General features: G+C 64.7%; 19 protein-coding genes. 13 read left to right on the plus strand and 6 right to left on the minus strand.

Features of this window, described 5'->3' with window-relative positions:
- The first annotated feature begins 39 nt into the window (after window positions 1-39).
- From RXV95_RS03065 to RXV95_RS03080, 4 genes are all read left to right on the plus strand, one after another.
- Complete coding sequence (locus RXV95_RS03065; RefSeq protein WP_338467556.1) at window positions 40-1,272, plus strand: TIGR04063 family PEP-CTERM/XrtA system glycosyltransferase; 1,233 nt, start codon at window positions 40-42, stop codon at window positions 1,270-1,272.
- 39 nt (window positions 1,273-1,311) lie between these two features.
- Window positions 1,312-2,949: a hypothetical protein gene (locus RXV95_RS03070; RefSeq protein WP_338467557.1), complete on the plus strand. Its 1,638-nt coding sequence runs from the start codon at window positions 1,312-1,314 to the stop codon at window positions 2,947-2,949.
- A 304-nt stretch (window positions 2,950-3,253) separates the two neighbouring features.
- Entirely contained in the window at window positions 3,254-7,894 is a 4,641-nt protein-coding gene (gene gltB, locus RXV95_RS03075) for a glutamate synthase large subunit (RefSeq protein WP_338467558.1), read from the plus strand.
- Window positions 7,895-7,918: 24 nt separating this feature from the next.
- On the plus strand, window positions 7,919-9,352 hold the full coding sequence (locus RXV95_RS03080; protein ID WP_338467559.1) for a glutamate synthase subunit beta: 1,434 nt from the start codon (window positions 7,919-7,921) through the stop codon (window positions 9,350-9,352).
- A gap of 138 nt (window positions 9,353-9,490) precedes the next feature.
- Here the strand turns inward: RXV95_RS03080 and RXV95_RS03085 are convergent, their stop codons facing one another.
- The 4 genes from RXV95_RS03085 to cysD are packed head-to-tail and all read right to left on the minus strand — an operon-like array spanning window position 9,491 to window position 13,377.
- Complete coding sequence (locus tag RXV95_RS03085) at window positions 9,491-10,225, minus strand: 3'(2'),5'-bisphosphate nucleotidase CysQ (protein WP_338467560.1); 735 nt, start codon at window positions 10,223-10,225, stop codon at window positions 9,491-9,493.
- Window positions 10,222-10,518 (minus strand): DUF2061 domain-containing protein, encoded by a 297-nt coding sequence (locus RXV95_RS03090; RefSeq protein WP_338467561.1) that lies wholly within the window; start codon window positions 10,516-10,518, stop codon window positions 10,222-10,224. The genes RXV95_RS03085 and RXV95_RS03090 overlap by 4 nt, the downstream gene beginning before the upstream one ends.
- A gap of 10 nt (window positions 10,519-10,528) precedes the next feature.
- Window positions 10,529-12,448 carry a sulfate adenylyltransferase subunit CysN gene (gene cysN / locus RXV95_RS03095; protein WP_338467562.1) on the minus strand — a complete coding sequence of 640 codons (1,920 nt, stop codon included), beginning with the start codon at window positions 12,446-12,448 and terminating at the stop codon, window positions 10,529-10,531.
- On the minus strand, window positions 12,448-13,377 hold the full coding sequence (gene cysD, locus RXV95_RS03100; RefSeq protein WP_338468621.1) for a sulfate adenylyltransferase subunit CysD: 930 nt from the start codon (window positions 13,375-13,377) through the stop codon (window positions 12,448-12,450). The genes cysN and cysD overlap by 1 nt, the downstream gene beginning before the upstream one ends.
- An 80-nt stretch (window positions 13,378-13,457) precedes the next feature.
- Here cysD and RXV95_RS03105 point away from each other — a divergent pair, with 80 nt between their 5' ends.
- Window positions 13,458-14,543 (plus strand): LuxR family transcriptional regulator, encoded by a 1,086-nt coding sequence (locus tag RXV95_RS03105; RefSeq protein WP_338467563.1) that lies wholly within the window; start codon window positions 13,458-13,460, stop codon window positions 14,541-14,543.
- 21 nt (window positions 14,544-14,564) lie between these two features.
- Here the strand turns inward: RXV95_RS03105 and ung are convergent, their stop codons facing one another.
- Window positions 14,565-15,257, minus strand: a complete 693-nt coding sequence (gene ung, locus RXV95_RS03110) for a uracil-DNA glycosylase (RefSeq protein WP_338467564.1) — start codon at window positions 15,255-15,257, stop codon at window positions 14,565-14,567.
- A 183-nt stretch (window positions 15,258-15,440) separates the two neighbouring features.
- Between ung and RXV95_RS03115 the strand changes: the two genes are divergently transcribed.
- The 4 genes from RXV95_RS03115 to RXV95_RS03130 are packed head-to-tail and all read left to right on the plus strand — an operon-like array spanning window position 15,441 to window position 18,630.
- A complete protein-coding gene (locus RXV95_RS03115; protein ID WP_338467565.1) occupies window positions 15,441-16,751 on the plus strand; it encodes a UDP-glucose/GDP-mannose dehydrogenase family protein in 1,311 nt (436 codons plus the stop codon).
- Window positions 16,752-16,799: 48 nt separating this feature from the next.
- Window positions 16,800-17,420, plus strand: coding sequence for a ribonuclease D (locus RXV95_RS03120; protein WP_338467566.1), 621 nt, complete (start codon window positions 16,800-16,802; stop codon window positions 17,418-17,420).
- A gap of 17 nt (window positions 17,421-17,437) precedes the next feature.
- On the plus strand, window positions 17,438-18,082 hold the full coding sequence (lptC, locus tag RXV95_RS03125; protein ID WP_338467567.1) for an LPS export ABC transporter periplasmic protein LptC: 645 nt from the start codon (window positions 17,438-17,440) through the stop codon (window positions 18,080-18,082).
- Window positions 18,079-18,630, plus strand: coding sequence for an LptA/OstA family protein (locus tag RXV95_RS03130; protein ID WP_338467568.1), 552 nt, complete (start codon window positions 18,079-18,081; stop codon window positions 18,628-18,630). The genes lptC and RXV95_RS03130 overlap by 4 nt, the downstream gene beginning before the upstream one ends.
- 79 nt (window positions 18,631-18,709) lie before the next feature.
- Here RXV95_RS03130 and RXV95_RS03135 read toward each other — a convergent pair whose 3' ends face one another.
- The gene (locus tag RXV95_RS03135; RefSeq protein ID WP_338467569.1) at window positions 18,710-19,327 is read right to left on the minus strand and encodes a hypothetical protein; all 618 of its coding nucleotides are present in this window, start codon (window positions 19,325-19,327) and stop codon (window positions 18,710-18,712) included.
- A 156-nt stretch (window positions 19,328-19,483) separates the two neighbouring features.
- On the opposite strand from RXV95_RS03135, the gene RXV95_RS03140 reads away from it, so the two are divergent.
- The 4 genes from RXV95_RS03140 (at window position 19,484) to RXV95_RS03155 (ending at window position 23,425) form a co-directional block, all read left to right on the plus strand.
- Window positions 19,484-19,879 carry a hypothetical protein gene (locus tag RXV95_RS03140; RefSeq protein WP_338467570.1) on the plus strand — a complete coding sequence of 132 codons (396 nt, stop codon included), beginning with the start codon at window positions 19,484-19,486 and terminating at the stop codon, window positions 19,877-19,879.
- Complete coding sequence (locus tag RXV95_RS03145) at window positions 19,876-20,346, plus strand: glycosyltransferase (RefSeq protein ID WP_338467571.1); 471 nt, start codon at window positions 19,876-19,878, stop codon at window positions 20,344-20,346. The genes RXV95_RS03140 and RXV95_RS03145 overlap by 4 nt, the downstream gene beginning before the upstream one ends.
- A gap of 173 nt (window positions 20,347-20,519) precedes the next feature.
- Window positions 20,520-21,176, plus strand: coding sequence for a polysaccharide biosynthesis/export family protein (locus RXV95_RS03150; RefSeq protein WP_338467572.1), 657 nt, complete (start codon window positions 20,520-20,522; stop codon window positions 21,174-21,176).
- 17 nt (window positions 21,177-21,193) lie between these two features.
- Window positions 21,194-23,425 (plus strand): polysaccharide biosynthesis tyrosine autokinase, encoded by a 2,232-nt coding sequence (locus RXV95_RS03155; protein ID WP_338467573.1) that lies wholly within the window; start codon window positions 21,194-21,196, stop codon window positions 23,423-23,425.
- Window positions 23,426-23,435: the final 10 nt, after the last annotated feature.

Genomic DNA, 23,435 nt, shown 5'->3' on the forward strand with positions numbered 1-23,435 from the left:
TGACGGCCCGTTAAGCACTCGCATGCAAGACAGCCGGGCATGACCCGCGTGTTGCACGTCCTCGATCACAGCCTGCCGCTCCACAGCGGTTACACCTTTCGCACCCGCGCGATCATGACCGCGCAGGCGGCCATGGGACTGGATGTGCGGGGGCTGACCGGCCGGCGCCACCTGCCGGGCGAGGCAGGCGAAGACCCGCAAGTGGCGGACGGGCTGACGTTCCATCGCACGCCGGGCGTGCCGCATGGTCCTGCGGGCTTGCGCGAATGGCGCGAGATTGCCGCGCTGACGCAACGCATCGAAAGTCTTGCCCGCGAATGGCGGCCACACGTGCTTCACGCCCACTCCCCCGCGCTTTGCGGGATGGCCGCCGCCAGGGCCGGTCGCGCGCTTGGCATTCCCGTGGTCTATGAGATCCGTGCCTTCTGGGAAGATGCCGCCGTCGGCAACAACACGGGCCGCGCGGGAAGCGCGAAATACTGGCTTACCCGCCAGCTTGAAAACCGTGCGGTCGCGAGCGCCGATGCGGTGGTCACGATCTGCGAGGGGCTGCGCGGCGATCTTGTCGCGCGCGGCGTCGATCCGGCGAAGATCTCCATCATGCCCAACGGCGTGGACATGGACCTGTTCGGTTCGCCCCTGCCGCGCGACCAAGCACTGGCGGCGGACCTTGGCATCGGCGAAGGGCCGGTGATTGGCTTCCTGGGTAGCTTCTATCCTTACGAGGGGCTGGACGACCTGATTGCCGCGATGCCGCAAATCGTGGCGGCGGTGCCGGGCGCGCGCCTGCTGCTGGTCGGCGGCGGACCGGCCGAAGCCGCGCTGAAGGCGCAGGCCGATGCCTCGCCCGCGCGCGATGCCATCGTGTTTACCGGGCGCGTGCCCCATGCCGTGGTGGACCGCTATTATTCGCTGGTCGATGTGGTGTGTTACCCGCGCAAGGCCATGCGGCTGACAGAACTGGTAACGCCACTGAAGCCGCTTGAGGCGATGGCGCAGGGCAAGCTGGTCGCCGCCTCGTCCGTGGGCGGGCACCGCGAACTGGTGACGGACGGCCTGACGGGCACGCTGTTCCCGCCCGACGACCCTGCCGGCCTGGCGCGCGCGCTCGGCGCCCTCCTTTCCAACCGGGACGAATGGCCAGCCCGCCGCGCCGTCGCGCGCGACTTCGTGCAACGCGATCACGACTGGTCGCGAAACGCAAAGCGTTATCGGGATGTTTACCAAGGCTTGATAGCGCCTGAGCATGCAGAATCCGGCATTGCCGCCTGAACGCGAAGGGCCGGGAGCAACAGGACGGATACCACAGACGTGAGCAGCAAGCAGCGCAAGTCCCAGCCGGTAACGGCGCATCGCCTTTTTCCCGCGATCGTGGCGCTGTGGTTCGCCGCGCTTTTCGGCATCGGCAGTTTCGTGGTTCCGCCAGCCCTGCTTTCGCGCGCGGTTTCGGCAACCGGCCTGCCCGCGCTCGTCCCCGCCGCCGCGCCGCCGCTTGGCTTTACCGCGCGCGCGCTGGTCGCCCTTGCGATGGCCGGGATCGGGGTTGCCGTCGGCCTTGTCGTTGCAATGCGGATCAAGCCGCGGGAGGATAACGATTCTCCCGCCCGCAGCCGGTTCGCGTTCGGCCGCAAGAGGGAAGAAGAGCCGGAAGCCCTTCCGCCGCGCCGCCGCGCCCGCGATGCCCATCCCGATGCGCCCGCACGCCGCCCGGTCGCCGCAAGCGAAGATCTTTCGGATGTTGAACCGTTCGACAAGGTCGACGCGGATGGGGCCGACGAAGTGCATGAGTTCGCGGCAGAGGATTTGCAAGTCCGCCGCATTTCGCCTGACATGGAATGCCATGCAGATGAAGCCGCAAGCGCGCGTGCTGCCGCAATCGTGCAGGAGCCGATCGAGATTGCCGCCGGGCAGGTGGGCGAGGATATTGGCGCGCCGTCCGTCGAACGACCTGCGGACGAAGTTGCCGCCGAATACGACGATGCCGAACTGGCGGACTTCGAGCCGGTCGAGCCGGAGATCGCACCGCGTATCGAGCGCCAGGCCGGCGACGCTCCCCCGGCAACGGTGAGCGAGGCACCACGGAAACCCGCTTCGCCCGCTCCTTCCGCATCGCCCGTCGCCACCCGGCCGGTAGAGGAACTGGGCACGGTGCAGCTTGTCGAACGGCTTGCCGTAGCAATGGCCGCACGGCGCAAGGCCATTACCCCCGCGCAGGAACCGCCGCAGGAACCGCCAATGTCCGATTTCGGCGCATCCGAACCTGCCGATGCGTCGCAAAACGGATATGCCGGGCGGGAATTTGCCGAAGCGGAAGCGCCGCACTTCGTGGCGAATGACGCGGCAGCCGATGTCCGGCCTGAACCGCCTGCCGCCGATGCTTCGGCCCCTGCGCAGGCTCCTGAAGGGCAATCGAACATCGCGTCTGATGATATCGCACCGGCCGCGCAAGGCGATGCCGTGGCGGAGGAGCGCGCCGCATCGCGCGTCGTGCCGTTCCGGACTCTTGCGTTCGATTCGGCAGCCGACGACGATTTCGACGATGACGAGGAGCAGCCCGCGCAGCTTCAGCGTTTCCTTGGCGCCGGTGCCGGTTCAAACGCGTCGGGCATCTCTTCCGCACCGGTGGGCGCCGAAAGCGGCGATGACGGTGAAAACACCACCGACGAACGGTATTCCTCGTTGCTGGAACTGCGCGAAAGCCTTCCCGCGAACGCATTCGTGAGGATAGATGTGCCGGAAAACGGCGATGGCGGGATTGAACCCGTTGTCGTTTTCCCGGGCGAGGGCGCGCGGCCGCGTGCGCCGTTCGGTGCATCGCAGGCGCATTCCGGCGATTCGGGCGTGACAGCCGCCTCGGCCGTATCGCAGCCCGACGCGGACCCTGCCGAGACCGACCGCGCGCTGCGCGCCGCGCTGGCAACGCTTCAGAGGATGACCGGCAACGGCTGATCGTGCTATGTGACGCCAAGGTCCGCTGAACCTGCTTGCGCTCCGCGCGCGATACATCGTTGGTATTGCTGGAATGCGGAGTGGACTGGCAGGCCGGGCAGGGCATGGGCCTGTGTGGCGGCCCCCGGTATAAATCGTCATCGACGCGGACGTATGCGCGGCGGCGGATGCCTGAAATTCGTAGTGCGCAGTTGCAAAAAAACTTTCCTGCAGTCATGGGGGAGCTTCGCGCAACTTTTGTCGCCTTTTGGGCGATGCGATTCGCGCGCCGTTTCCGTGAACACGAATGCAGGACAGAATTTCGATGGGATTTCCGCCGCTCCAAGGTCTGTATGATCCGCGTAATGAGCATGACGCCTGTGGCGTGGGCTTTGTCGCCCATATCAAAGGCACGAAAAGCCACGCGATCATCGGGCAGGCGCTGGAAATCCTGCGCAATCTCGATCACCGCGGCGCCGTTGGTGCCGATCCGCTGCTAGGCGACGGCGCGGGCATCCTGATCCAGATTCCCGACCGGCTGTTCCGCAAGTGGGCCGAAAGCGAAGGCAAGACGCTGCCGCAGCCGGGCGACTATGCGGTTGCGCAGTGCTTCCTGCCGCAGGACGAGGCGGCGCGCGATTTCGTGATCGCCAAGTTCGAAAAGTTCGTGGCCAAGGAAGGCCAGGAAGTGATCGGCTGGCGCGATGTGCCGACCACGCTCGACGGGCTGGGCAAGGCCGTGATCGCGTCGATGCCGGTCATGCGCCAGTGCCTGATCGCGCGCGGGCCGAACTGTCCCGACCAGGACGCGTTCGAGCGCAAGATCATGGCGATCCGCAAGCAGACCCAGAACCCGCTGGCGAAGCTTGAACAGAAGCACGGCCTGCCCGGACTGACCGAGCTGTACATGCCCAGCTTTTCCAGCCGCACCATCGTTTACAAGGGGCTGCTGCTGGCGAACCAGGTCGGCAGTTTCTATGACGACCTGCGCGATCCCGATTGCGTCTCGGCGCTGGGACTGGTCCACCAGCGGTTCTCCACCAACACGTTCCCCAGCTGGCGGCTGGCGCACCCCTATCGGTTCATCGCCCACAACGGCGAGATCAACACCGTGCGCGGCAACGTGAACTGGATGAACGCGCGCCGCCGCACGATGGAATCGGACCTGCTTGGCCCCGATCTCGACAAGATGTGGCCGATCATCCCGCACGGCCAGTCTGACACGGCGTGCCTCGACAACGCGCTGGAACTGCTGGTGAACGGCGGTTTCAGCCTTGTTCACGCGATGATGATGCTGATTCCGGAAGCCTGGGCGGGCAACCCGCAAATGGACCCGGATCGCCGCGCGTTCTATGAATACCATGCCGCGCTTATGGAACCTTGGGACGGGCCTGCCGCCGTGGCCTTTACCGACGGCCGCCAGATCGGCGCGACGCTGGACCGCAACGGCCTGCGCCCGGCGCGCTTCACCATCACGAAGGACGATATCGTCTGCATGGCTTCGGAAAGCGGCGTGCTGCCCTTTGCCGAGGAAGACATCGTGCGCAAGTGGCGCCTGCAGCCCGGCAAGATGTTGCTGATCGATTTCGATGAAGGCCGCATCATCGAGGACGAGGAAATCAAGGCCCAGCTTGCCGGTGACGAGCCCTATTCGCGCTGGCTTGAACAGGCGCAGTACAAGCTGAAGGATCTTGACCTGATAGAGCCGGAACTGGCGGCGCTTCCGGTCGAGACGACCAGCCTGCTCGATCGCCAGCAGGCGTTCGGTTTCACGCAGGAAGACGTCAGCAAGTTCCTTGAACCGATGGCCGTGCGCGGCGAAGACCCGATCGGGTCGATGGGCACCGACACGCCGATTGCCGTGCTGTCCGCCCGGTCGCGCCTGCTTTACGATTATTTCAAGCAGAACTTCGCGCAGGTCACCAACCCGCCGATCGACCCGATCCGCGAGGAACTGGTGATGAGCCTTGTCTCGATGATCGGCCCGCGCCCCAACCTGCTCGGCCACGATGCGGGCACGCACAAGCGGCTGGAAGTCGACCAGCCGATCCTGACGAACGAGGATGTCGCCAAGATCCGCTCGGTAGAAGCCGCGCTCGACGGCGCGTTCCGTACCGAGACGATCGACATGACCTGGGATGCCGCCTCCGGCGCGGACGGCCTGGAAATGGCGATCAAGGAAATGTGCTGGGCGGCAACCGAAGCGGTGCTGGCCGACAAGAACATCCTGATCCTTTCGGACCGCGAGCAGGGACCGGATCGCATTCCCATGCCCGCCCTGCTGGCGACGGCGGCGGTGCACCACCACCTCGTCCGCCAGGGCCTGCGCATGCAGACCGGGCTTGTCGTGGAAACCGGCGAGGCGCGCGAAGTGCACCACTTCTGCGTTCTGGCAGGCTATGGCGCAGAGGCGATCAACCCTTACGTCGCGTTCGAGACGCTGGAACAGATCCGCCAGCATTCGGGCCTTCCGCTTGAGCGCAAGGACGTTGAGAAGAACTATATCAAGGCGGTGGGCAAGGGCATCCTGAAGGTGATGTCAAAGATGGGCATTTCCACCTACCAGTCTTATTGCGGCGCGCAGATCTTCGATGCGGTCGGCCTTTCGTCGGCGTTCGTCGAGAAGTATTTCACCGGCACCGCGACGACGATCGAAGGCGTCGGCCTGAAGGAAATCGCCGAGGAAACCGTGCGCCGTCACGATGCGGCCTATGGTGAAAACCCGGTGCTTCGGAAGATGCTCGACGTGGGCGGGATGTACCAGCTGCGCCTGCGCGGCGAGGAGCACGCCTGGACCGCGGCGAACGTTGCCAACCTGCAGCACGCGGTGCGCGGCAACATGCCCGAAAAGTACCGCGAGTTCGCGCAGTCGATCAACGACCAGTCGGCCCGGATGCTGACCATTCGCGGTCTGATGGATCTGAAGAAGGCCGATACGCCGCTTGCCCTGGACGAAGTGGAGCCGGCCAGCGAGATCGTGAAGCGTTTCGCCACCGGCGCGATGAGCTATGGCTCGATCAGCTGGGAAGCGCACACCACGCTGGCGCTGGCGATGAACCGCATCGGCGGCAAGTCCAACACCGGCGAGGGCGGCGAAGACCCGAAGCGGTTCCTGCCGATGGACAACGGTGATTCGATGCGCTCGGCGATCAAGCAGGTGGCCAGCGGCCGCTTTGGCGTGACCACCGAATACCTTGTCAATGCCGACGATATCCAGATCAAGATGGCGCAGGGTGCCAAGCCCGGCGAGGGTGGTCAGTTGCCGGGCGACAAGGTCGACAAGACCATCGGCAAGACCCGTCATTCGACGCCCGGCGTGGGCCTTATCAGCCCGCCGCCGCACCACGACATCTATTCGATCGAGGATCTGGCCCAGCTGATCCACGACCTGAAGAACGTGAACCCGCAATCGCGCGTTTCCGTGAAGCTGGTCAGCGAAGTGGGCGTCGGCACGGTGGCGGCAGGCGTTTCGAAGGCGCGTGCGGACCACGTTACGATCTCGGGCTATGAAGGCGGCACCGGCGCGTCCCCGCTCACCAGCCTTACGCACGCGGGCAGCCCGTGGGAAATCGGCCTTGCCGAAACCCAGCAGACGCTGCTGCTGAACAACCTGCGCAGCCGCATCGCGGTGCAGGTGGACGGAGGCCTGCGCACGGGCCGCGACGTGGCGATCGGGGCGCTACTTGGCGCGGACGAGTTCGGCTTTGCCACCGCCCCGCTGATCGCGGCGGGGTGCATCATGATGCGCAAGTGCCACCTCAACACTTGCCCGGTGGGCGTCGCCACGCAAGACCCCGTTCTGCGCGCCCGCTTCACCGGCCAGCCCGAGCACGTGATCAACTATTTCTTCTACGTGGCCGAGGAACTGCGCCAGATCATGGCCGAGATGGGTTTCCGCACGGTCGATGAAATGGTCGGCCGGGTGGACCGGATCGACATGCGCAAGGCGATCCATCACTGGAAGGCGGAAGGCGTGGACCTTTCGCGTATCCTGCACCGTGTGGAACCGGTCGAAGGGACCGGCCTGGGGTGGAGCGAAACGCAGGATCACGGCCTTGATGCCGCGCTCGACAAGGAACTTATCGCAGCCTGCGCCCCGGCGCTGGAAAAGGGCGAGGCGGTGCGGCTGGAGCGCACGGTCAAGAACGTGAATCGCACCGTCGGCGCGATGCTTTCGGGCGAAGTGGCCAAGCGGCGCGGGCACAAGGGCCTGCCCGAAAACACGATCCAGATCCGCTTTACCGGGGTTGCCGGGCAAAGCTTCGGCGCGTTCCTTGCGCATGGCGTGACGATCGACCTGACGGGCGACGCGAACGACTATGTGGGCAAGGGCCTTTCGGGCGGCCGCGTGATCGTACGCCAGCCCGACAATGTGAAGCGCGAGCCGACCGAGAACATCATCGTCGGCAACACGGTGCTTTATGGCGCGATCGCGGGCGAAGCGTTCTTCAACGGCGTTGCGGGCGAGCGGTTCGCGGTGCGCAATTCGGGTGCAATCGCGGTTGTCGAAGGCACCGGCGATCACGGCTGCGAATACATGACCGGCGGCGTGGTGGTCGTGCTGGGCAAGACCGGGCGCAACTTCGCCGCGGGCATGTCTGGCGGTATCGCCTATGTCTATGACCCGGACGGCAATTTCGCATCGCTGTGCAACGCGGCGATGGTCGATGTCCTTCCGGTTTCGGCAGAGCGCGATGAAGACGACGGCGCCGGCCGTCCGACCCAGCGGCCGCATGACGTGAACGATTTCGGCATGGGCGACATGCTTCGCCACGATGCGGAACGCCTGCGTATCCTTGTCGAACGCCACAAACTTCACACCGGCAGCCGCCGCGCAAGCGCGATCCTTGACAACTGGGACGCGGAACTGCCGCGTTTCGTCAAGGTGATGCCGCGCGATTATGCACGCGCGCTGAAGCAGCTTGAGGCAGAGCGCCTCGAAGCCGCCAGCGTCGCCGCCGAATAACGACCAGATTCAGGAATACCTCAGATGGGCAAGCCGACCGGATTTCTCGAAATCGATCGCAAGGACCGCGAATACGCGGATCCGAAAGAGCGCCTCGCGCACTACAAGGAGTTCGCCATTCCGCACGACGAGGCAGCGCTTCAGGCGCAGGCCGCGCGGTGCATGAATTGCGGGATTCCCTATTGTCACAACGGGTGTCCGGTGAACAACCAGATCCCCGACTGGAACCACCTGGTCTATGAGGCCGACTGGCGCGAAGCGCTGGTGAACCTTCATTCGACCAACAACTTCCCCGAATTCACCGGCCGCATCTGCCCCGCCCCGTGCGAGGCGGCGTGCACGCTGAACATCATCGACCAGCCGGTAACGATCAAGTCGATCGAATGCGCGATTGTCGATCGCGGGTGGAAGGAAGGCTGGATCCAGCCGCAACCGCCCGAACATCGCACGGGCAAGTCCGTGGCCGTGGTCGGCGCGGGGCCGGCCGGCCTCGCCTGCGCGCAGCAACTGGCGCGCGCGGGGCATTCCGTGACGGTGTTCGAAAAGTCGGACCGCGTTGGCGGGCTGCTGCGTTACGGCATTCCCGACTTCAAGATGGAAAAGCACCTGATCAACCGCCGCGCCATGCAGATGGAAGCGGAAGGCGTGCAGTTCCGCACCGGCGTGGAAGTGGGCGTGGACACCTCGTTCTCCAAGCTGCGCGAGAATTACGACGCGGTGGTGCTGTCGGGCGGTGCGGAAAACCCCCGTCTGCTGGATATTCCCGGTGCGGAATTGCCCGGCGTGCGAATGGCGATGGAGTTCCTGACCCAGCAGAACAAGCGCAACGCGGGCGACGATGAAGTGCGCGCCGCGCCGCGCGGTTCGATCACCGCCACCGGCAAGAAGGTGATCGTAATTGGCGGCGGCGACACCGGGTCCGACTGCGTTGGCACGTCCAACCGCCAGGGCGCGACGCAGGTGGTTCAGATCGAGATCATGCCGAAGCCGCCGGTCATGGAAGACAAGGCGCTGACATGGCCCAACTGGCCGCTGAAGCTGCGCACGTCGACCAGCCATGAAGAAGGGTGCGAGCGCGACTGGGCGATTCTTGCCAAGCGCGTTGTCGGCGAAAACGACGTGAAGGGCCTCGAATGCGTGCGGCTCGACTGGTCGGACGGCAAGATGCAGGAAGTGCCCGGCAGCGAATTCGTGATCGAGGCCGACCTGATCCTGATCGCGATGGGCTTTCTGGGGCCGCGCAAGCAAGGCATGCTGGAACAGTCGGACGTGGAGCTGGACGCGCGCGGAAACGTGAAGGGCAACACAGAGGACTATCGCACCAGCATAGAGAACGTGTTCGCGTGCGGTGACATGCGGCGCGGGCAGAGCCTGGTTGTCTGGGCGATCCGCGAAGGCCGCCAGTGCGCGCGTTCCGTGGACGAAGCGCTGATGGGGGCGAGCGAACTGCCGCGCTGACGGCGCGCACGCCGGTTTGCGCCCGCTGCGTCATCGCGGGGGCGCGGCCGCGCGGCGATCCGGGGGCATGGGCATGGCAATCCTGCCTTGACCCGTTGCGCGCAGACTCTTGCGCGCAGAATCGCCGTACTGCCTTCGTCAGCGGTCGATTTGCGCGACCAGTTCCAGCACCGTGTCCGCCCATTCCTTCCGGCAGATCAGCAGGTCGGGCAGGTAGGTGTCTTCGCAGTTGTAGGCGAGCGGCGATCCGTCGATCCGCGACACGTGCAGCCCTGCCGCCTGCGCCACGGCCACCGGCGCGCAATTGTCCCATTCGAACTGTCCGCCCGAATGGAGATAGATTTCCGCTTCGCCGCGCACCACGGCCATCGCCTTTGCGCCCGCAGACCCCATCGGCACCAGGTCTGCGCCAATCGCCTTGGCCACCGCCACCGCTTCGGCTGCAGGCCGTGTGCGGCTGACCAGCATGCGCGGCGTATCGGCCGCCGCGGCAAGCGCGGGCGGCGCTCCGCTGTCCAGCGTTTCGCCCATTCCGGGCAGGGCGACCGCGCCAGAGGCGGCGCGGCCATCGATCGCGAGGCCGATATGCACGGCCCAGTCATCGCGCCCCTCGCTGTATTCGCGCGTGCCGTCCAGCGGGTCGATAATCCACACCCGCGACTTGCCAAGGCGTTCCGGCGTGTCCTTCGTCTCTTCGGACAACACGCCGTCATCCGGCCTTTCGCGCGCGACTTCGTTCATCAGCCACGCGTTGGCCTGACGGTCCCCTTCCTTGCCCAGTTCCTTGCCGGACAGGTCGCCGCGCGCGCGCAGGTCGAGAAGGATTTTCGCCGCGCCCGCCGCCAGGTGGCGCGCCAGTTCGATGTCGGTCATTCGGATTCCGTTTTGACGTGTTCGGTATTGGCGCGGTCCGTGGCGCCGGCGGCTTCGGCCTGACCCGCTTCCACGGGCAGGAAGCCCCAGTTGACGAAGCTCCAGCCGCGTTCGTGCAGGTAATAGAGGATCATCTTGGTTAGCACCTCGGTAGAGGCGATGGCGCCGGCGGCCTTGAAGCTGCCGGTGAACAGCCAGCCCAGCATGAACGTGTCCATGCTGCCCAGTGCGCGCCAGCTGATCGCCTTTACGATCGATCGCTTGCGCGTTTCGTGCCCCCGCAACGGAATCATCCGCCCCCCGTTACCACCCCAGCAGGCGCTCGACGATTTCGTCGGCCGCCTCTTCGGGTGTCATGCTGGTCGTGTCGATCCTGATCTCCGGGTTTACCGGAGCTTCATAGGGACTGTCGATCCCGGTGAAGTTTTTCAGCTTTCCTTCGCGGGCCTTCCTGTAAAGGCCCTTCACGTCGCGCTCTTCGGCCACGCTCAGCGGAGTGTCGATGAACACTTCGATGAACTCGCCCTCGGGCAGCATCGCCCGCACCATTTCGCGTTCGGCGCGAAACGGGCTGATGAACGCGGTGATGACGATCAGGCCCGCGTCAGTCATCAGCTTGGCCACTTCGCCCACGCGCCGGATGTTTTCGATGCGGTCCGCTTCGGTAAAGCCAAGATCCTTGTTCAGCCCGTGGCGCACGTTGTCGCCATCGAGCAGGAAGGTGTGGCGGTTCATCCGGTAGAGCTTCTTCTCCACCATGTTGGCGATTGTGCTCTTGCCCGAACCCGATAGCCCGGTGAACCAGAGCACCGCCGGCTTCTGGTTCTTGAGGCCGGCATGCGCGTCTCGGCCGATGTCGATCGCCTGCCAGTGCACGTTCTGCGCGCGACGCAGGCTGAAGTTCAGCATGCCCGCCGCGACCGTCGCGTTGGACAGCTTGTCTATCAGGATGAACCCGCCAAGCGTGCGGTTCTGGTCATAGGGTTCGAATACGATCGGCTTGTCGGTGGTAACCTCGGCCACGCCGATCGCATTCAGTTCCAGCGTCTTGGCGGCAAGGTGTTCCATCGTGTTGACGTTCACCTCGTACTTGGGTTCGTGGACGGTTGCGGAAACCGTCTGCGTGCCAAGCTTCAGCCAATAGGCGCGGCCGGGAATCAGCGCTTCGTCGTTCATCCACACCACGGTCGCCTCGAACTGGTCGGCGGCCTGCGGCGGGGCATCGGCGGCGGCGATCACGTTCCCGCGCGAACAGTCGATCTCGTCGGCAAGGCACAGCGTAACGGACTGCCCGGCCACGGCTTCTTCAAGATCGCCGTCCAGCGTCACGATACGGCTCACCGTGCTGGTCTTGCCCGATGGCAGCACGCGAACCGCATCGCCGGGCTTGACCGAGCCTGTCGCTACAAGACCCGAAAAGCCGCGGAAGTCCAGGTTCGGGCGGTTGACCCACTGCACCGGCATGCGCATCGGCCTGTCCGCATCGATCGCGGAGTCGACGTCCACGCTTTCAAGGTGCTGGACGAGCGCCGGGCCGTCATACCACGGCGTGTTGGCCGAAAGCGTGGTGATGTTGTCGCCCCTGAAGCCCGAAATCGGCATGGCGGTGAAGGTTTCGATGCCGATCGAGCGTGCGAAGTCGGCATAGTCCTCAACGATCCTGTCGAAGACTTCCTGGCTGTAATCCACCAGGTCCATCTTGTTCACCGCCAGCACGATGTTCCGGATGCCGATCAGGTGGGCAAGATAGCTGTGCCGCCTTGTCTGGGTCAGCACGCCCTTGCGCGCATCGACCAGGATCACGGCAAGGTCCGCCGTGCTCGCGCCGGTCACCATGTTGCGGGTGTACTGTTCGTGGCCCGGCGTATCGGCCACGATGAACTTGCGCTTTTCGGTAGAGAAGAAGCGATAGGCGACATCGATGGTGATGCCCTGTTCGCGTTCGGCGGCCAGCCCGTCGACCAGCAGCGCGAAATCGATGTCCTGCCCCTGCGTGCCGACCTTCCGGCTATCGCTTTCAAGGGCGGCAAGCTGGTCTTCGAAGATCATCTTCGAATCGTAAAGGAGCCGTCCGATCAGGGTGGACTTGCCGTCATCCACGCTGCCGCAGGTGATGAAGCGCAGCATCGTCTTGTGCTGGTGCTGCGCCAGATAGGCGTCAATGTCCTCGGCGATGAGCGCGTCGGTCCTGTAGACTGGATCGTTGCTGTCGGCTTCGGCCATCAGAAATAGCCCTCCTGCTTCTTCTTCTCCATGCCCGCGCCGCCGGCGTCCTTGTCTATCACCCGGCCCTGGCGTTCGCTGGTGGTGGTAAGCAGCGTTTCCTGGATGACTTCGGAAAGCGTGCTGGCCGTGCTTTCGACGGCGCCCGTCAGCGGGAAGCAGCCCAGCGTGCGGAAGCGGATCGACCGTTCGGTGATTTCCGGCCGGCGGCCCAGCACCTTTTCGATCCGGTCGATATCGTCGGCCATGAACAGCTGGCCATCCCATTCGAACGTCGGCCGTTTTTCCGCGAAATAGAGCGGCACGATCGGTACGTCGTTGAGCTGGATGTATTGCCACACGTCCAGCTCGGTCCAGTTGGAGATCGGGAAGACGCGGATCGATTCGCCCTTGTTCTTGCGGGCGTTGTAAAGGTTCCACAATTCGGGGCGCTGGTTCTTCGGGTTCCAGCCGTGGCTGGCGGTGCGGAACGAAAAGATGCGCTCTTTCGCGCGGCTTTTCTCCTCGTCGCGCCGCGCGCCGCCGAAGGCCGCGTCGAAACCCCACTTGTCGAGCGCCTGCTTCAGCCCTTCGGTCTTCCACATATCGGTGTGCAGTGGGCCGTGATCGAACGGGTTGATCCCGCGCTCTGCCGCTTCGGGGTTGTGATAGACGAGCAGGTCCATCCCCGATTCCCCGGCCATCCGGTCGCGCAGTTCGTACATCGCCTTGAACTTCCATGTCGTATCGACATGGAGCAGCGGGAACGGCGGCGGCGAGGGGTAGAACGCCTTGCGCGCCAGGTGCAGCATCACCGCGCTGTCCTTGCCCACGGAATAAAGCATCACCGGCCGTTCGGCCTCGGCAACGACTTCGCGCATGATGTGGATCGCCTCTGCCTCGAGGCGCTGGAGATGGGTCAGGGTGGCAGTCATGGACCTGGTCGAGATTTTCCCGCTTGAATTCGCGATTTACGGGGCATGGCGCGTCGGGCTTGACCGTGAACCTCCCATATGGGAGCAAGACGGACATGGCTTTGCTTTCAGGCGACGAACGCGAACTTCTTCTGCCTTTGGCCGAAGGGCTGCGCGACGATCCGCCGTGGGGCACGTTCCTGCGCAGGCTGGCCGCGCGCACGGGAGCGGATCACGTGTTCGCTTGCATCGAACGCGACGAACGCGGCCCGCGCCCGGTCATGGTCCTGCGGTCGGGCCGCGATCCGGCATTGCGTCCCGATCCGGCGGCGCTGGGCGAAGCCGGACTTCTGCCGCTTGCCGGGCTGCGTCCGGGGCGGGTTTATGCCTTGCAGGAGCATCTTGAAACGGCACCCGGCCCGCGACGCGACCACCAGCGCGCGGTGCTTAAGGCCAACGCGGTGCGTCACGCCCGCGCCGTGCGCACGCCGTGGCGCGACGGGCTTTCCGCCTGCATCGTGTTGTTTGCCCGGCAAGCCGATTTTCGCGCGTCGGACAGCGCGCTTCTGTCCGCGCTCATTCCCCATATCACGGCGGCAGTCGGCCTGCTTTCCCTTGTGCATGGGCTTGAGCAACGCGCGCGCGAGGCGGAGGCCGCGCTGGCCCGGCTGGGGATCGGCCAGGTCGGGCTTGACCGCGACGGCCGCGTAATCTGCGCCGATCGTGCCGCAAGGGACATGCTGGGCGATTCCGCCGCAACGGGGCGCAGGTTCGAAGGCATTGGTGATGTCGCGCTCCTGCCCGCTGAACACGGCGACGTGCCGGAAGGCATTGCGGCCCACACGGGCGAGACGACCGGTGGCGACAGTGCGGACCCGCGTCGCTTCCTGACGCGGCCCGCGACCGGGGCAGGCGCGCTGGCGTTGCCGATCGCGGCCATGGCGCAACTGCGCGGGGCCGCAAGGGACAACGGCAACGCCGCCGCGCGCGTGCTCCGCGCAGAATACGGTCTTTCCGAACGTGAGGCCGCGCTGGCTGTCGCCCTCAGCCGGGGCGAGGGGATCGTCGAGGCCGGAACGAGCCTTGGGCTTACCGCGGAAACGGCACGCAACTATTCGAAGCGGATCTATGCCAAGACCGGCACGCGCGGGCAGGCCGATCTTGTCCGCCTGATCCTGACCGGCCTTGCCGTGCTCGCCTGACCGGATCTTCCGCCGCCCGAATCAGGGAAGTGCGGGCAGGCTCCAGTCGATCTCTCCGCGTCCGTGCTCTTTCAGGAATGCGTTCGCCTTGCTGAACGGGCGGCTTCCGAAGAAACCGCCATGCGCGGACAGCGGGCTGGGGTGCGGGCTGCGCAGCACGAGGTGCCGCCCGTCGCCCAGCCCCGGAATGCGCGCGGCCTTTTTCTGGGCGTGGCTGCCCCAAAGGATGAAAACCGTGGGATCGTTGCGCGCTGCGACGGCGGCGACGGCCGCATCGGTGAAGTCTTCCCATCCCTTCATCTGGTGCGATCCGGCGCGTCCGGCTTCAACCGTCAGCGCATTGTTGAGCAGGAGCACGCCCTGCCTTGCCCAGTTTTCCAGATTGCCGTGGCCCGCGCGCGGGATGCCCAGGTCGCTCTCCAGCTCCTTGTAGATGTTCACCAGGCTGGGCGGGATGCGCACGCCCGGCAGGACCGAAAAGGCAAGGCCGTGGGCCTGGCCGGGGCCATGATAGGGGTCTTGCCCCAGGATCACGACGCGCACGTTGTCGAGCGGCGTCATCTCCAGCGCGGCTAGCCGCGATCCACGCGGCGGATAGACGACCTTTCCGGCCGCTTCTTCGGATTTGAGCCATCCGCCAAGCGCGCGCAGCGGGCGGGTTTCCAGGACGGGGGTCAGCGCGGAGGCCCAGCTTCGGGGAACGTTGGTGGACATGGTGGCGCCGCAATAGCAGCCGTTGCGGCATCGGCACAGGGGAACGCGCCGCGCCCGCAATTGGCGGGTGCCATCGCAAAAATGACCGCGCGACGATTGATCCTGTAACGGTCCCGTTGCTATGTGCGCCGCGCAAACGGTCGCCGCGGGCGGTCCGGACCAAGGCGCAGCAGGAAAGCAGACATGAAAATCGCAATGGTGGGTTCGGGCTATGTCGGCCTGGTCTCTGGAGCGTGCTTTGCCGACTTCGGCCACGACGTGGTCTGCGTGGACAAGGACGCGGGCAAGATCGAGCGGCTGCAGGCAGGCGTGATGCCGATTTACGAGCCGGGGCTGGCCGAACTGGTGGCGGGCAACGTCAAGGCCGGCCGCCTGTCATTCTCCACCGACCTTGCCAGCGCGATCGATGGCGCGCAGGCGGTCTTCATTGCGGTGGGGACCCCCTCGCGCCGGGGAGACGGGCACGCCGACCTTTCGTTCGTCTATGCCGTGGCCGAGGAAGTTGCCGCGAACCTTGAAGGGCCGGCGGTGATCGTCACCAAGTCGACCGTTCCGGTGGGAACCGGCGACGAGGTGGAACGGATCATTCGCGAAGCGGGGACCGGCACAAAATTCGCGGTGGTCTCGAATCCCGAATTCCTGCGCGAAGGCGCGGCGATAGAGGATTTCAAGCGCCCGGACCGCATCGTCGTTGGCGCGGAGGACGATTGGGCGCGCGACGTGATGCGCGAGGTCTATCGCCCGCTGTTCCTCAACCGCGCGCCTATCGTGTTCACCAGCCGCCGCAGTTCCGAACTGATCAAGTATGCGGCCAACGCATTTCTGGCGACGAAGATCACCTTCATCAACGAGATCGCCGATCTGTGCGAGAAGGTGGGCGGAGACGTGCAGGACGTGGCGCGCGGCATCGGGCTGGACAACCGGATCGGCCCCAAGTTCCTCCATGCCGGTCCCGGCTATGGCGGCAGCTGCTTCCCCAAGGACACGCTGGCGCTGCTCAAGACGGCGGAAGACTATGATTCGCCGCTTCGCCTTGTTGAGGCCGTGGTGAAAGTGAACGACAGCCGCAAGCGCGCGATGGGTCGCAAGGTGATCGAAGCGCTGGGCGGGCAGGACGAGGCGCGCGGCAGGAAGGTTGCCCTGCTGGGCCTTACCTTCAAGCCCAATACCGACGACATGCGCGACGCGCCCTCGATCGCCATTGCGCAGGCGCTGGCCGATGTCGGCGCGAAAGTGGTCGCCTACGATCCGGAAGGAATGGAACAGGCCGCGCCGCTTATGCCCGAGGTAGAGATGGTCACGGGCGCGTACAAGGCCATCGAAGGGGCCGATGCCGTGGTGCTTGTAACCGAATGGGATGCATTTCGTGCGCTCGACCTGTCGAAGGTGCGCGACCTTGCCAAGGCGCCCGTCCTTGTCGATCTGCGCAACGTCTATGAACCCGAAGACGCGCGCGCGGCAGGGCTTGTCTATACCAGCATCGGGCGCGGGTGACGTTCAGCAGCCTTTCCAACCGCGGGCGCAAGGTCTAAGGCCGGGCGAATGTCGGTATACCTACACGAAGAGGATCTTCCGGACGCCGGGCTGCTTGCCCCCGGCCCGGTTGCGGTGGACACCGAGACGATGGGCCTTATCACCCATCGCGACAGGCTGTGCGTCGTGCAGATATCGGACGGGAACGGAGACGAACACCTCGTCCGTTTCGCGCCGGGAAGCACGTATGACGCGCCCAACCTGAAATCGGTTCTGGCCGATCCGGCGCGGCTGAAGCTTTATCATTTCGCGCGCTTCGATCTTGCCGCCATCCAGTATTACCTGGGCGTGATGGCGGCGCCGGTGTTCTGCACCAAGATCGCTTCGAAGATGGTGCGCACCTATACCGACCGGCACGGCCTGAAGGATCTGGTTCGCGAGTTGCTGGGCAAGGAGATCTCCAAGCAGCAACAGTCGAGCGACTGGGGCGCGCCGGCTCTGACCGACGCCCAGCAGGAATATGCCGCATCCGACGTGCGCCACCTGCATGCGATGCACGAAATCCTGGTTGAGCGCCTCGCCCGCGAAAACCGGACCGCGATGGCGCAGGCCTGTTACGATTTCCTGCCGACGCGCGCGTTGCTGGATATCGCTGGCTGGTCCGACAAAGACATTTTCAGTCACGAATAAGGCTGCAGGGGCAGGCAATGACCGTCCAGGCCGACCAGATGCGTTCGCGCCGCCAGCATTTCGCTGCGCCCGGCGGTCAGCACGACCGCCTGGTGAAGGTGCTTGCCGTTGCCCTTCCCGCAGGGATCGGCGTGCTGGCCGCCGTCATGATACTGGCGCCGCTTTCGCCGCGCGGCGAGGTTTCGTTCCTTCTGGATCGCAACAAGGTGGCCGTGGTCAAGGATCGCTTCCGCACGATCAGCGCGATGTATCGCGGGCAGGACGACAAGGGGCGCAACTTTTCCGTCACGGCGGGAAATGCGGTTCAGGCATCCGCCGACGTTCCCGTTGTGGAGATGAAGGATCTGACCGCCCGCATCATGCTGAAGGACGGGCCGGCAATCCTGTCCGCCGGCGCGGGCGCGTACAATTTCGACAAGCAGCTGATCAACGTGAAGGGGCCGGTCAACCTGCAAACCGCCGACGGCTACAGGCTGGTGGCCCAGAACGTTCAGATAGACCTCAACAAGCGCCTTCTGGTCAGCGATGGCCGCGTGGACGGGCGCATTCCGGCTGGCACTTTCTCTGCCGACCGGATAATCGCGGACCTGGCAGCGCGGACCGTCACGCTTGACGGCAACGCGCGCCTCAAGATGGAGCCGGGCAAGCTGCAGATGCCATGACGACGATGATCGACCAGATACGTGCCGCCCGTCCGATGCGATCCTTCGCCATCGGATTCGCCCTTTCGGCCGCCTGCATCGCGGGTGCGCAGCACCTTGCCGCGCAGGCGATCGCCAGCCACGATACCAAGGGGCCGGTAAACTACGCCGCCGACCGGATCGAATTGCAGGACAAGCAAAAGCGCGTGGTGCTGTCGGGCGATGTCGATATCACGCAGGGCGATTTGCGGATGCAGGCGGCTCGCACCACCGTAGCCTACAGCGACCAGGGTTCGCTTCGCATCCAGCGGATCGATGCGACCGGCGGGGTGCGCGTCACGCGCGGGAGCGAAAGCGCGCGCGGCAATGCGGCGGTGTACGACTTCAACCGCAAGATCATAACGATGATCGGCAATGTCACCCTGAAGCGCGGAACCGATACGCTGACCGGGGGGCGTCTGGTGATCGACCTGAACTCCGGCGTGTCGAGCGTCGATGGCAGCGCATCGGGTGCGGCTCAGGCCAATGGTCGGGTGAGCGGGACGTTCCAGGTCGATACCGGCAACTGAAATCCGCGCGGGCCGGGTATTAGAGCGGCCAACCCTTCATGCAGATGCGCCGCGTCCCGCCGTTCGCGGGCGTGGAAATCTATCGCGGCCGCTCGCGGCGGATTTGCCGGACGTAGATTGCCGAACAAAGCCCGATTAAACCCGCTAGGCCCATGTCGATCAGATAATTCACGCGAAAGATGCCGCCACGATAGATCAGAGCGTCGATCGCGTGGAGCGAAACAAGGCGGATGGCGAAATAGGTCGCCATGGCAATGGCCGCGAAACGCGCAAGGACCAGCACGCGTTGCACCGGTTTTCTCCGCTGGCGGCTGATGGTCCGCACCGTCCAGTAGGCCAGCACGCCCAGAACCAGGACGAGCGCGGCCGAAACCGGCCGCTGCCATTCGCTGCGCGCGTTATATATGCGGTCGGAACGCGCCGCCGCGCGCACGATATCCTGCACGTCGTGATCGATGTTCAACACCCTTATCGCGGCGAATATCGCGAACATCGCGCAGATGGCGCGCCACTGGCGGATCTCGCCCGTGGTCCGGCCTTGGCGGTGCGCGACCGTGGCAGCGCGCGCGGCAAGCCCGGCGACGAGGACATAGACCACGGCGCCCGCAAGGCTTGGAATCGACGGCGCTTCAAACACGGCGGCGCGAAAATCCCGTTGCCCGATAGCGCCGGGCCATTGCCCTGAACCGGTTTTCATTTTGCATTTCCGCAATCTATAGGCGGATCAGGGGTTGTTACCTAACAGTCTTTCAATGAAGCGTGAGTTGAAACATCCGAAATGGTGGTAGCGGCAAAGAAAAAGCCCGTTCGCATTCTGGCAGTCGCATCCGCCGGAGGGCATTGGGAACAACTGATGCTGCTTCGTCCGGCGCTGGATAGTGGTGCGTGCATGTTCGTGACTACCATGGAGGGTCTTCCCGAACGCGCCGCTTTGCGGAATTTCGCCATCGTGTCCGATTGCAATGCCGACAAACCGCTCCGCGCATTGCTCTGTGCCGTGCAGCTTGCGGCGATAATCGTCCGCTTTCGCCCGCAACGGGTAGTGACGACCGGGGCCATGCCGGGCCTCATCGCGATTGTTCTGGCGCGCCTGGCGGGAGCGCGCACGATGTGGATCGACAGCGTGGCGAACGCCGAACGGCTTTCCGCCGCAGGATCGCACGCAAGGCGATTTGCCCATGTCCACCTCTCGCAATGGCCGGACGTCGCATCCGCCTCGGGTTCGCGATACGAAGGCCGGATACTGTGATCTTCGGTGTGGCCGGCACGCAACTCGGTTTCCCTCGCCTGATGCGCTATTTCGAAGCGCTTGCCGTGGAGCTGGACGAGCAGGTTGTCGTGCAGACCGCCCAGCCCGGCTATGCGCCCGCCATGTTCACGGCGCGGGCGTTCATGCCGCCGGGCGAGTTCGACGCGCATGTACGCGGCGCGTCGATCGTTGTCGGCCATGCCGGGATCGGCACGATCCTGGCGGCGCGCAGGTTCGCAAGGCCGTTGGTGATCGTCCCTCGGCGCTTCGCTTTGGGAGAACATCGCAACGACCATCAAGCGGCAATGGCCCGCCAGGTGGCTGGCACGCCGGGTATCGCCGTCGCGGAAGATCTGCCTGCGCTGCGCGCGGCACTGGCCGCACGCTCTTCTCCCACCGGAAGGCACGACTTCGCGCCAGAGCGCGAACGCTTAATTCGTGCGGTAGATATGTTTATTCGATCCTGAATGGATGTATTTAGTCCGAATATAATCGTCGATTCGGATGTAATTGCGGCGGTTGCGTTCAATAAGGGGCAAGTCTAAGCGAAACCCGCATCAAGAGTTCGGGGCGCAGGGGCATGGTCAGGATTTGCCGTCTATACAAGGTCGGCGTTATTTCGGGTTCCATTGCTGCCTTGATGCTTTCGGGATGCGTTCATGTTCCCGAAGCGACGGTGGGCGGCGTCGCGGCGCAACCCGTGGCCGCGCTGGGCCAGGGCGATTATTCGGCCAGCGTGCCCGCCGATTACCCGCTCAATGCCGGCGATGCGATTTCGGTACGGGTCTTCCGTGAACCCGACCTTTCGGCCGAACAGGTAAACATAGATGCCGGTGGAGATGTTTCGCTTCCTCTGATCGGCGCGGTGAAAGCTGCGGGACTGTCCACGGATGCGTTTGCCCGGGCGGTCACGCGGCGCCTTGCGGCCGGATACCTGCGGCATCCGCAGGTTTCGGTAAACGTGCTCGACTATGGCTCGCACGTCGTGACGGTGGAAGGCGGCGTCGAAAAACCGGGGGTCTATCAATTCCGGCCCGGCGCCCGCCTGTCGGGTGCGATTGCCCTGGCAAGCGGGCCAAGCAAGGTTTCCAGGATCAGCGAGGTGGCAGTCTTCCGCAAGTCCGCGGAAGGCATGAAAGTGGCGAAGTTCGATTACGGCGCGATTCTGCAAGGGGCCATGATGGACCCCGTGCTGATGCCGCACGACAGGGTGGTTGTGGGCGTATCCGGGCTTTCGCAGTTCTGGCAGGACCTGATCAAGGCGCTGCCCACGTTCGCATTGTTCACCCGGTTCTGATCGAAGGCTGCTGAACGATGCGCAATGAAGCGTCCGCGGCGGGGTTCGATGCCGATGGCAATGGCGGCTGGATCGACCGGTATTTGCCGGCCGCGCCGGTGGATAGTGCATCGCACCACAGCGTGATCGATGCAGAGGCAATTCGCGGCTTCCTGTATCGCCAGAGGATTTTCCTGGCGAGCGCCATCGGCCTTGCCCTGTTGCTGGGCATTGCGGCCACGGTGCTGATGAAGCCGGTCTATTCCGCGTCTTCGACGGTCATCGTCGATCCGTATGGCAGGAATATCGTCGAGGGGGGCGACGTCGATCACGCCATACCGGTGAACGAGATTTTCCGGTTTCTGAAGACCACGGGCGACGTGGTGGCAAGCCGAAAGCTGGCGCTTCACGTATTCGATTCGCTCGACCGGGCGCAGCAGGCCCAAATCGCGGACAGCAAGGCTGACGATGGCAAGCCGGCAGCGATGCCGCCGGCGCGCAGGCGCGCCGAACGGCGCGACAACGGGGCCGCCGCGTTGCAGGGCAACGTCAAGGTCGAAGTCCCGATAGACAGCCGTATGCTCACCATAACCTATCGGGCGGGCAGCGCGGAACTCGCGGCGGCGGTCGCCAACGCCTATGCCGATAACCTGGTGCTGGAAGACCTGCGCGACAGCACCGAATCCAATGCCTATGCGCAAAAGTACCTGAAGGAGCAGATTGCGAAGCTGCGCAGCCGGCTTGAACAGGCCGAAGTCGCCAGGAACAGCTATGCCCGGGCGAACGGCATCGTAATAGAAGCGCCAACGGCCGGAGACGGTGGCGTGTATGGCGCGCGTCCCGAAGAAGCCAACCCGTCGATTGCGGTATCGACGCTTTCGAACGTGAACGAGACGTATGCGGCGGCCCGCGCACGGCGGATAGAGGCCCAGGGCCGGTGGGAAGCGGTTGCGCATATCCCCGCCGCGCAATTGCCCCAGGTTCAGCAGAACGCCGCAATCCAGGCGCTGGTCTCCAGCCGGTCCTCGCTTGCGGGGCAGCTTGCGGACCTCGACCAGCGCTATGGGGAAAGCCATCCCAGGATCAAGGAGATCAAGGCGCAGATCGCGGCACTCGATCGCCAGATCGCCACCGCCAGCGCCGATGTCAAAAACGGCATCCGGCTGGATTACGAAGTCGCGCGCAAGCAGGAGACGGCTCTCTCTGCCGAACTTGGCCGGGTTTCGGACGCGACGATGAACGAGCAGGACCGCCGCGTGCGATATAACCTGATGACGCGCGATGCCGCGGCCTTGCGCACACAGCTTGCGGCCCTGCTTGACCGCTACAACCAGATTTCGTCCGCCGCGAAGCTGCAGAGCAATTCGGTCAGCGTGCTGGACCGGGCCGACGTGCCTTCCGCGCCGGTTTCCCCCAGGCTTTGGAAGAACCTGCTCATCGCGCTTGTTCTGGGTGCGGGGCTGGGCGGCGGACTGGCGCTGTTGCGCGACATTTTCGACGATCGCCTGCGGCCTGCCGAAGATGTGGAACGCAAGCTGGGCGTGCCGCTGGTCGGTGTTACGCCAGACGTGCCCGAACGCGATCTGGCCGATGAAACGTCAAAGCCATACGGCAACCTGATGGAAGCCTATGCGTCGATCCGCACGACGCTTGAATCGATCCTGCCGCAGGACCGCAACGTGGTGCAGATCACCAGCAGCCAGCCTTCGGAGGGCAAGACGGTTTCCGCTGTCGCGCTTGCCCGTAAGGCGGCAATGGCAGGGCGGCGAACCTTGCTGATCGATGCCGATTTGCGCAAGCCGGCGATAGCGCGGTCGCTTGGCAGGGAGCGGCCCGAAAACGGGCTAGTCGAGGTGCTGCTTGGCCGCGCCGACCTGGCAGCATCGCTTCTGCGCGAGGAAACGCCCAACCTTTCGGTCCTGCCGGTCGGATCGATACCGCCCGATCCGGTCACCCTGTTGTCATCCGATATGCTGCGCGATCTGATCGAACGGGTGCGCCACGAATACGATCTTGTCGTGCTGGATACCTCTCCGGTGATCGGCATTGCCGACGCCGCGATCGTATCGCGCATTGCCGACAGCACGATCTTCATCGTCGAGGCAAATCGCATCCACTTCGGCCAGGCAAAGGCTTCGCTTCGCCGCCTTCGCAGCGCCGGGGCCAATATCGCAGGCGTTGTGCTTACCAGGTTCCACGCGTTGGAGGCGGGGCAGAATTACGGGTATCACTACGCCTATTACAGTTATGGCGAGGATGGGCGGTCCTGAGCCGCGCGAT

Origin of the sequence: Novosphingobium sp. ZN18A2, from assembly GCF_036784765.1 — a bacterium.
In the GTDB taxonomy this organism is placed as follows: Bacteria; Pseudomonadota; Alphaproteobacteria; order Sphingomonadales; family Sphingomonadaceae; genus Novosphingobium.

Excerpts from the sequence above, each read along its gene's own strand:
- RXV95_RS03080 (WP_338467559.1), top strand. The coding sequence starts at position 7,919 with ATGGGCAAGCCGACCGGATTTCTCGAAATCGATCGCAAGGACCGCGAA.
- RXV95_RS03085 (WP_338467560.1), bottom strand. The coding sequence starts at position 10,225 with ATGACCGACATCGAACTGGCGCGCCACCTGGCGGCGGGCGCGGCGAAA.
- lptC (WP_338467567.1), top strand. The coding sequence starts at position 17,438 with ATGACCGTCCAGGCCGACCAGATGCGTTCGCGCCGCCAGCATTTCGCT.
- RXV95_RS03090 (WP_338467561.1), bottom strand. The coding sequence starts at position 10,518 with ATGATTCCGTTGCGGGGGCACGAAACGCGCAAGCGATCGATCGTAAAG.
- RXV95_RS03150 (WP_338467572.1), top strand. The coding sequence starts at position 20,520 with ATGCTTTCGGGATGCGTTCATGTTCCCGAAGCGACGGTGGGCGGCGTC.
- RXV95_RS03135 (WP_338467569.1), bottom strand. The coding sequence starts at position 19,327 with ATGAAAACCGGTTCAGGGCAATGGCCCGGCGCTATCGGGCAACGGGAT.
- RXV95_RS03120 (WP_338467566.1), top strand. The coding sequence starts at position 16,800 with ATGTCGGTATACCTACACGAAGAGGATCTTCCGGACGCCGGGCTGCTT.
- RXV95_RS03115 (WP_338467565.1), top strand. The coding sequence starts at position 15,441 with ATGAAAATCGCAATGGTGGGTTCGGGCTATGTCGGCCTGGTCTCTGGA.
- RXV95_RS03105 (WP_338467563.1), top strand. The coding sequence starts at position 13,458 with ATGGCTTTGCTTTCAGGCGACGAACGCGAACTTCTTCTGCCTTTGGCC.
- RXV95_RS03140 (WP_338467570.1), top strand. The coding sequence starts at position 19,484 with ATGCTGCTTCGTCCGGCGCTGGATAGTGGTGCGTGCATGTTCGTGACT.
- ung (WP_338467564.1), bottom strand. The coding sequence starts at position 15,257 with ATGTCCACCAACGTTCCCCGAAGCTGGGCCTCCGCGCTGACCCCCGTC.
- RXV95_RS03130 (WP_338467568.1), top strand. The coding sequence starts at position 18,079 with ATGACGACGATGATCGACCAGATACGTGCCGCCCGTCCGATGCGATCC.
- RXV95_RS03065 (WP_338467556.1), top strand. The coding sequence starts at position 40 with ATGACCCGCGTGTTGCACGTCCTCGATCACAGCCTGCCGCTCCACAGC.
- cysN (WP_338467562.1), bottom strand. The coding sequence starts at position 12,448 with ATGGCCGAAGCCGACAGCAACGATCCAGTCTACAGGACCGACGCGCTC.
- RXV95_RS03155 (WP_338467573.1), top strand. The coding sequence starts at position 21,194 with ATGCGCAATGAAGCGTCCGCGGCGGGGTTCGATGCCGATGGCAATGGC.
- gltB (WP_338467558.1), top strand. The coding sequence starts at position 3,254 with ATGGGATTTCCGCCGCTCCAAGGTCTGTATGATCCGCGTAATGAGCAT.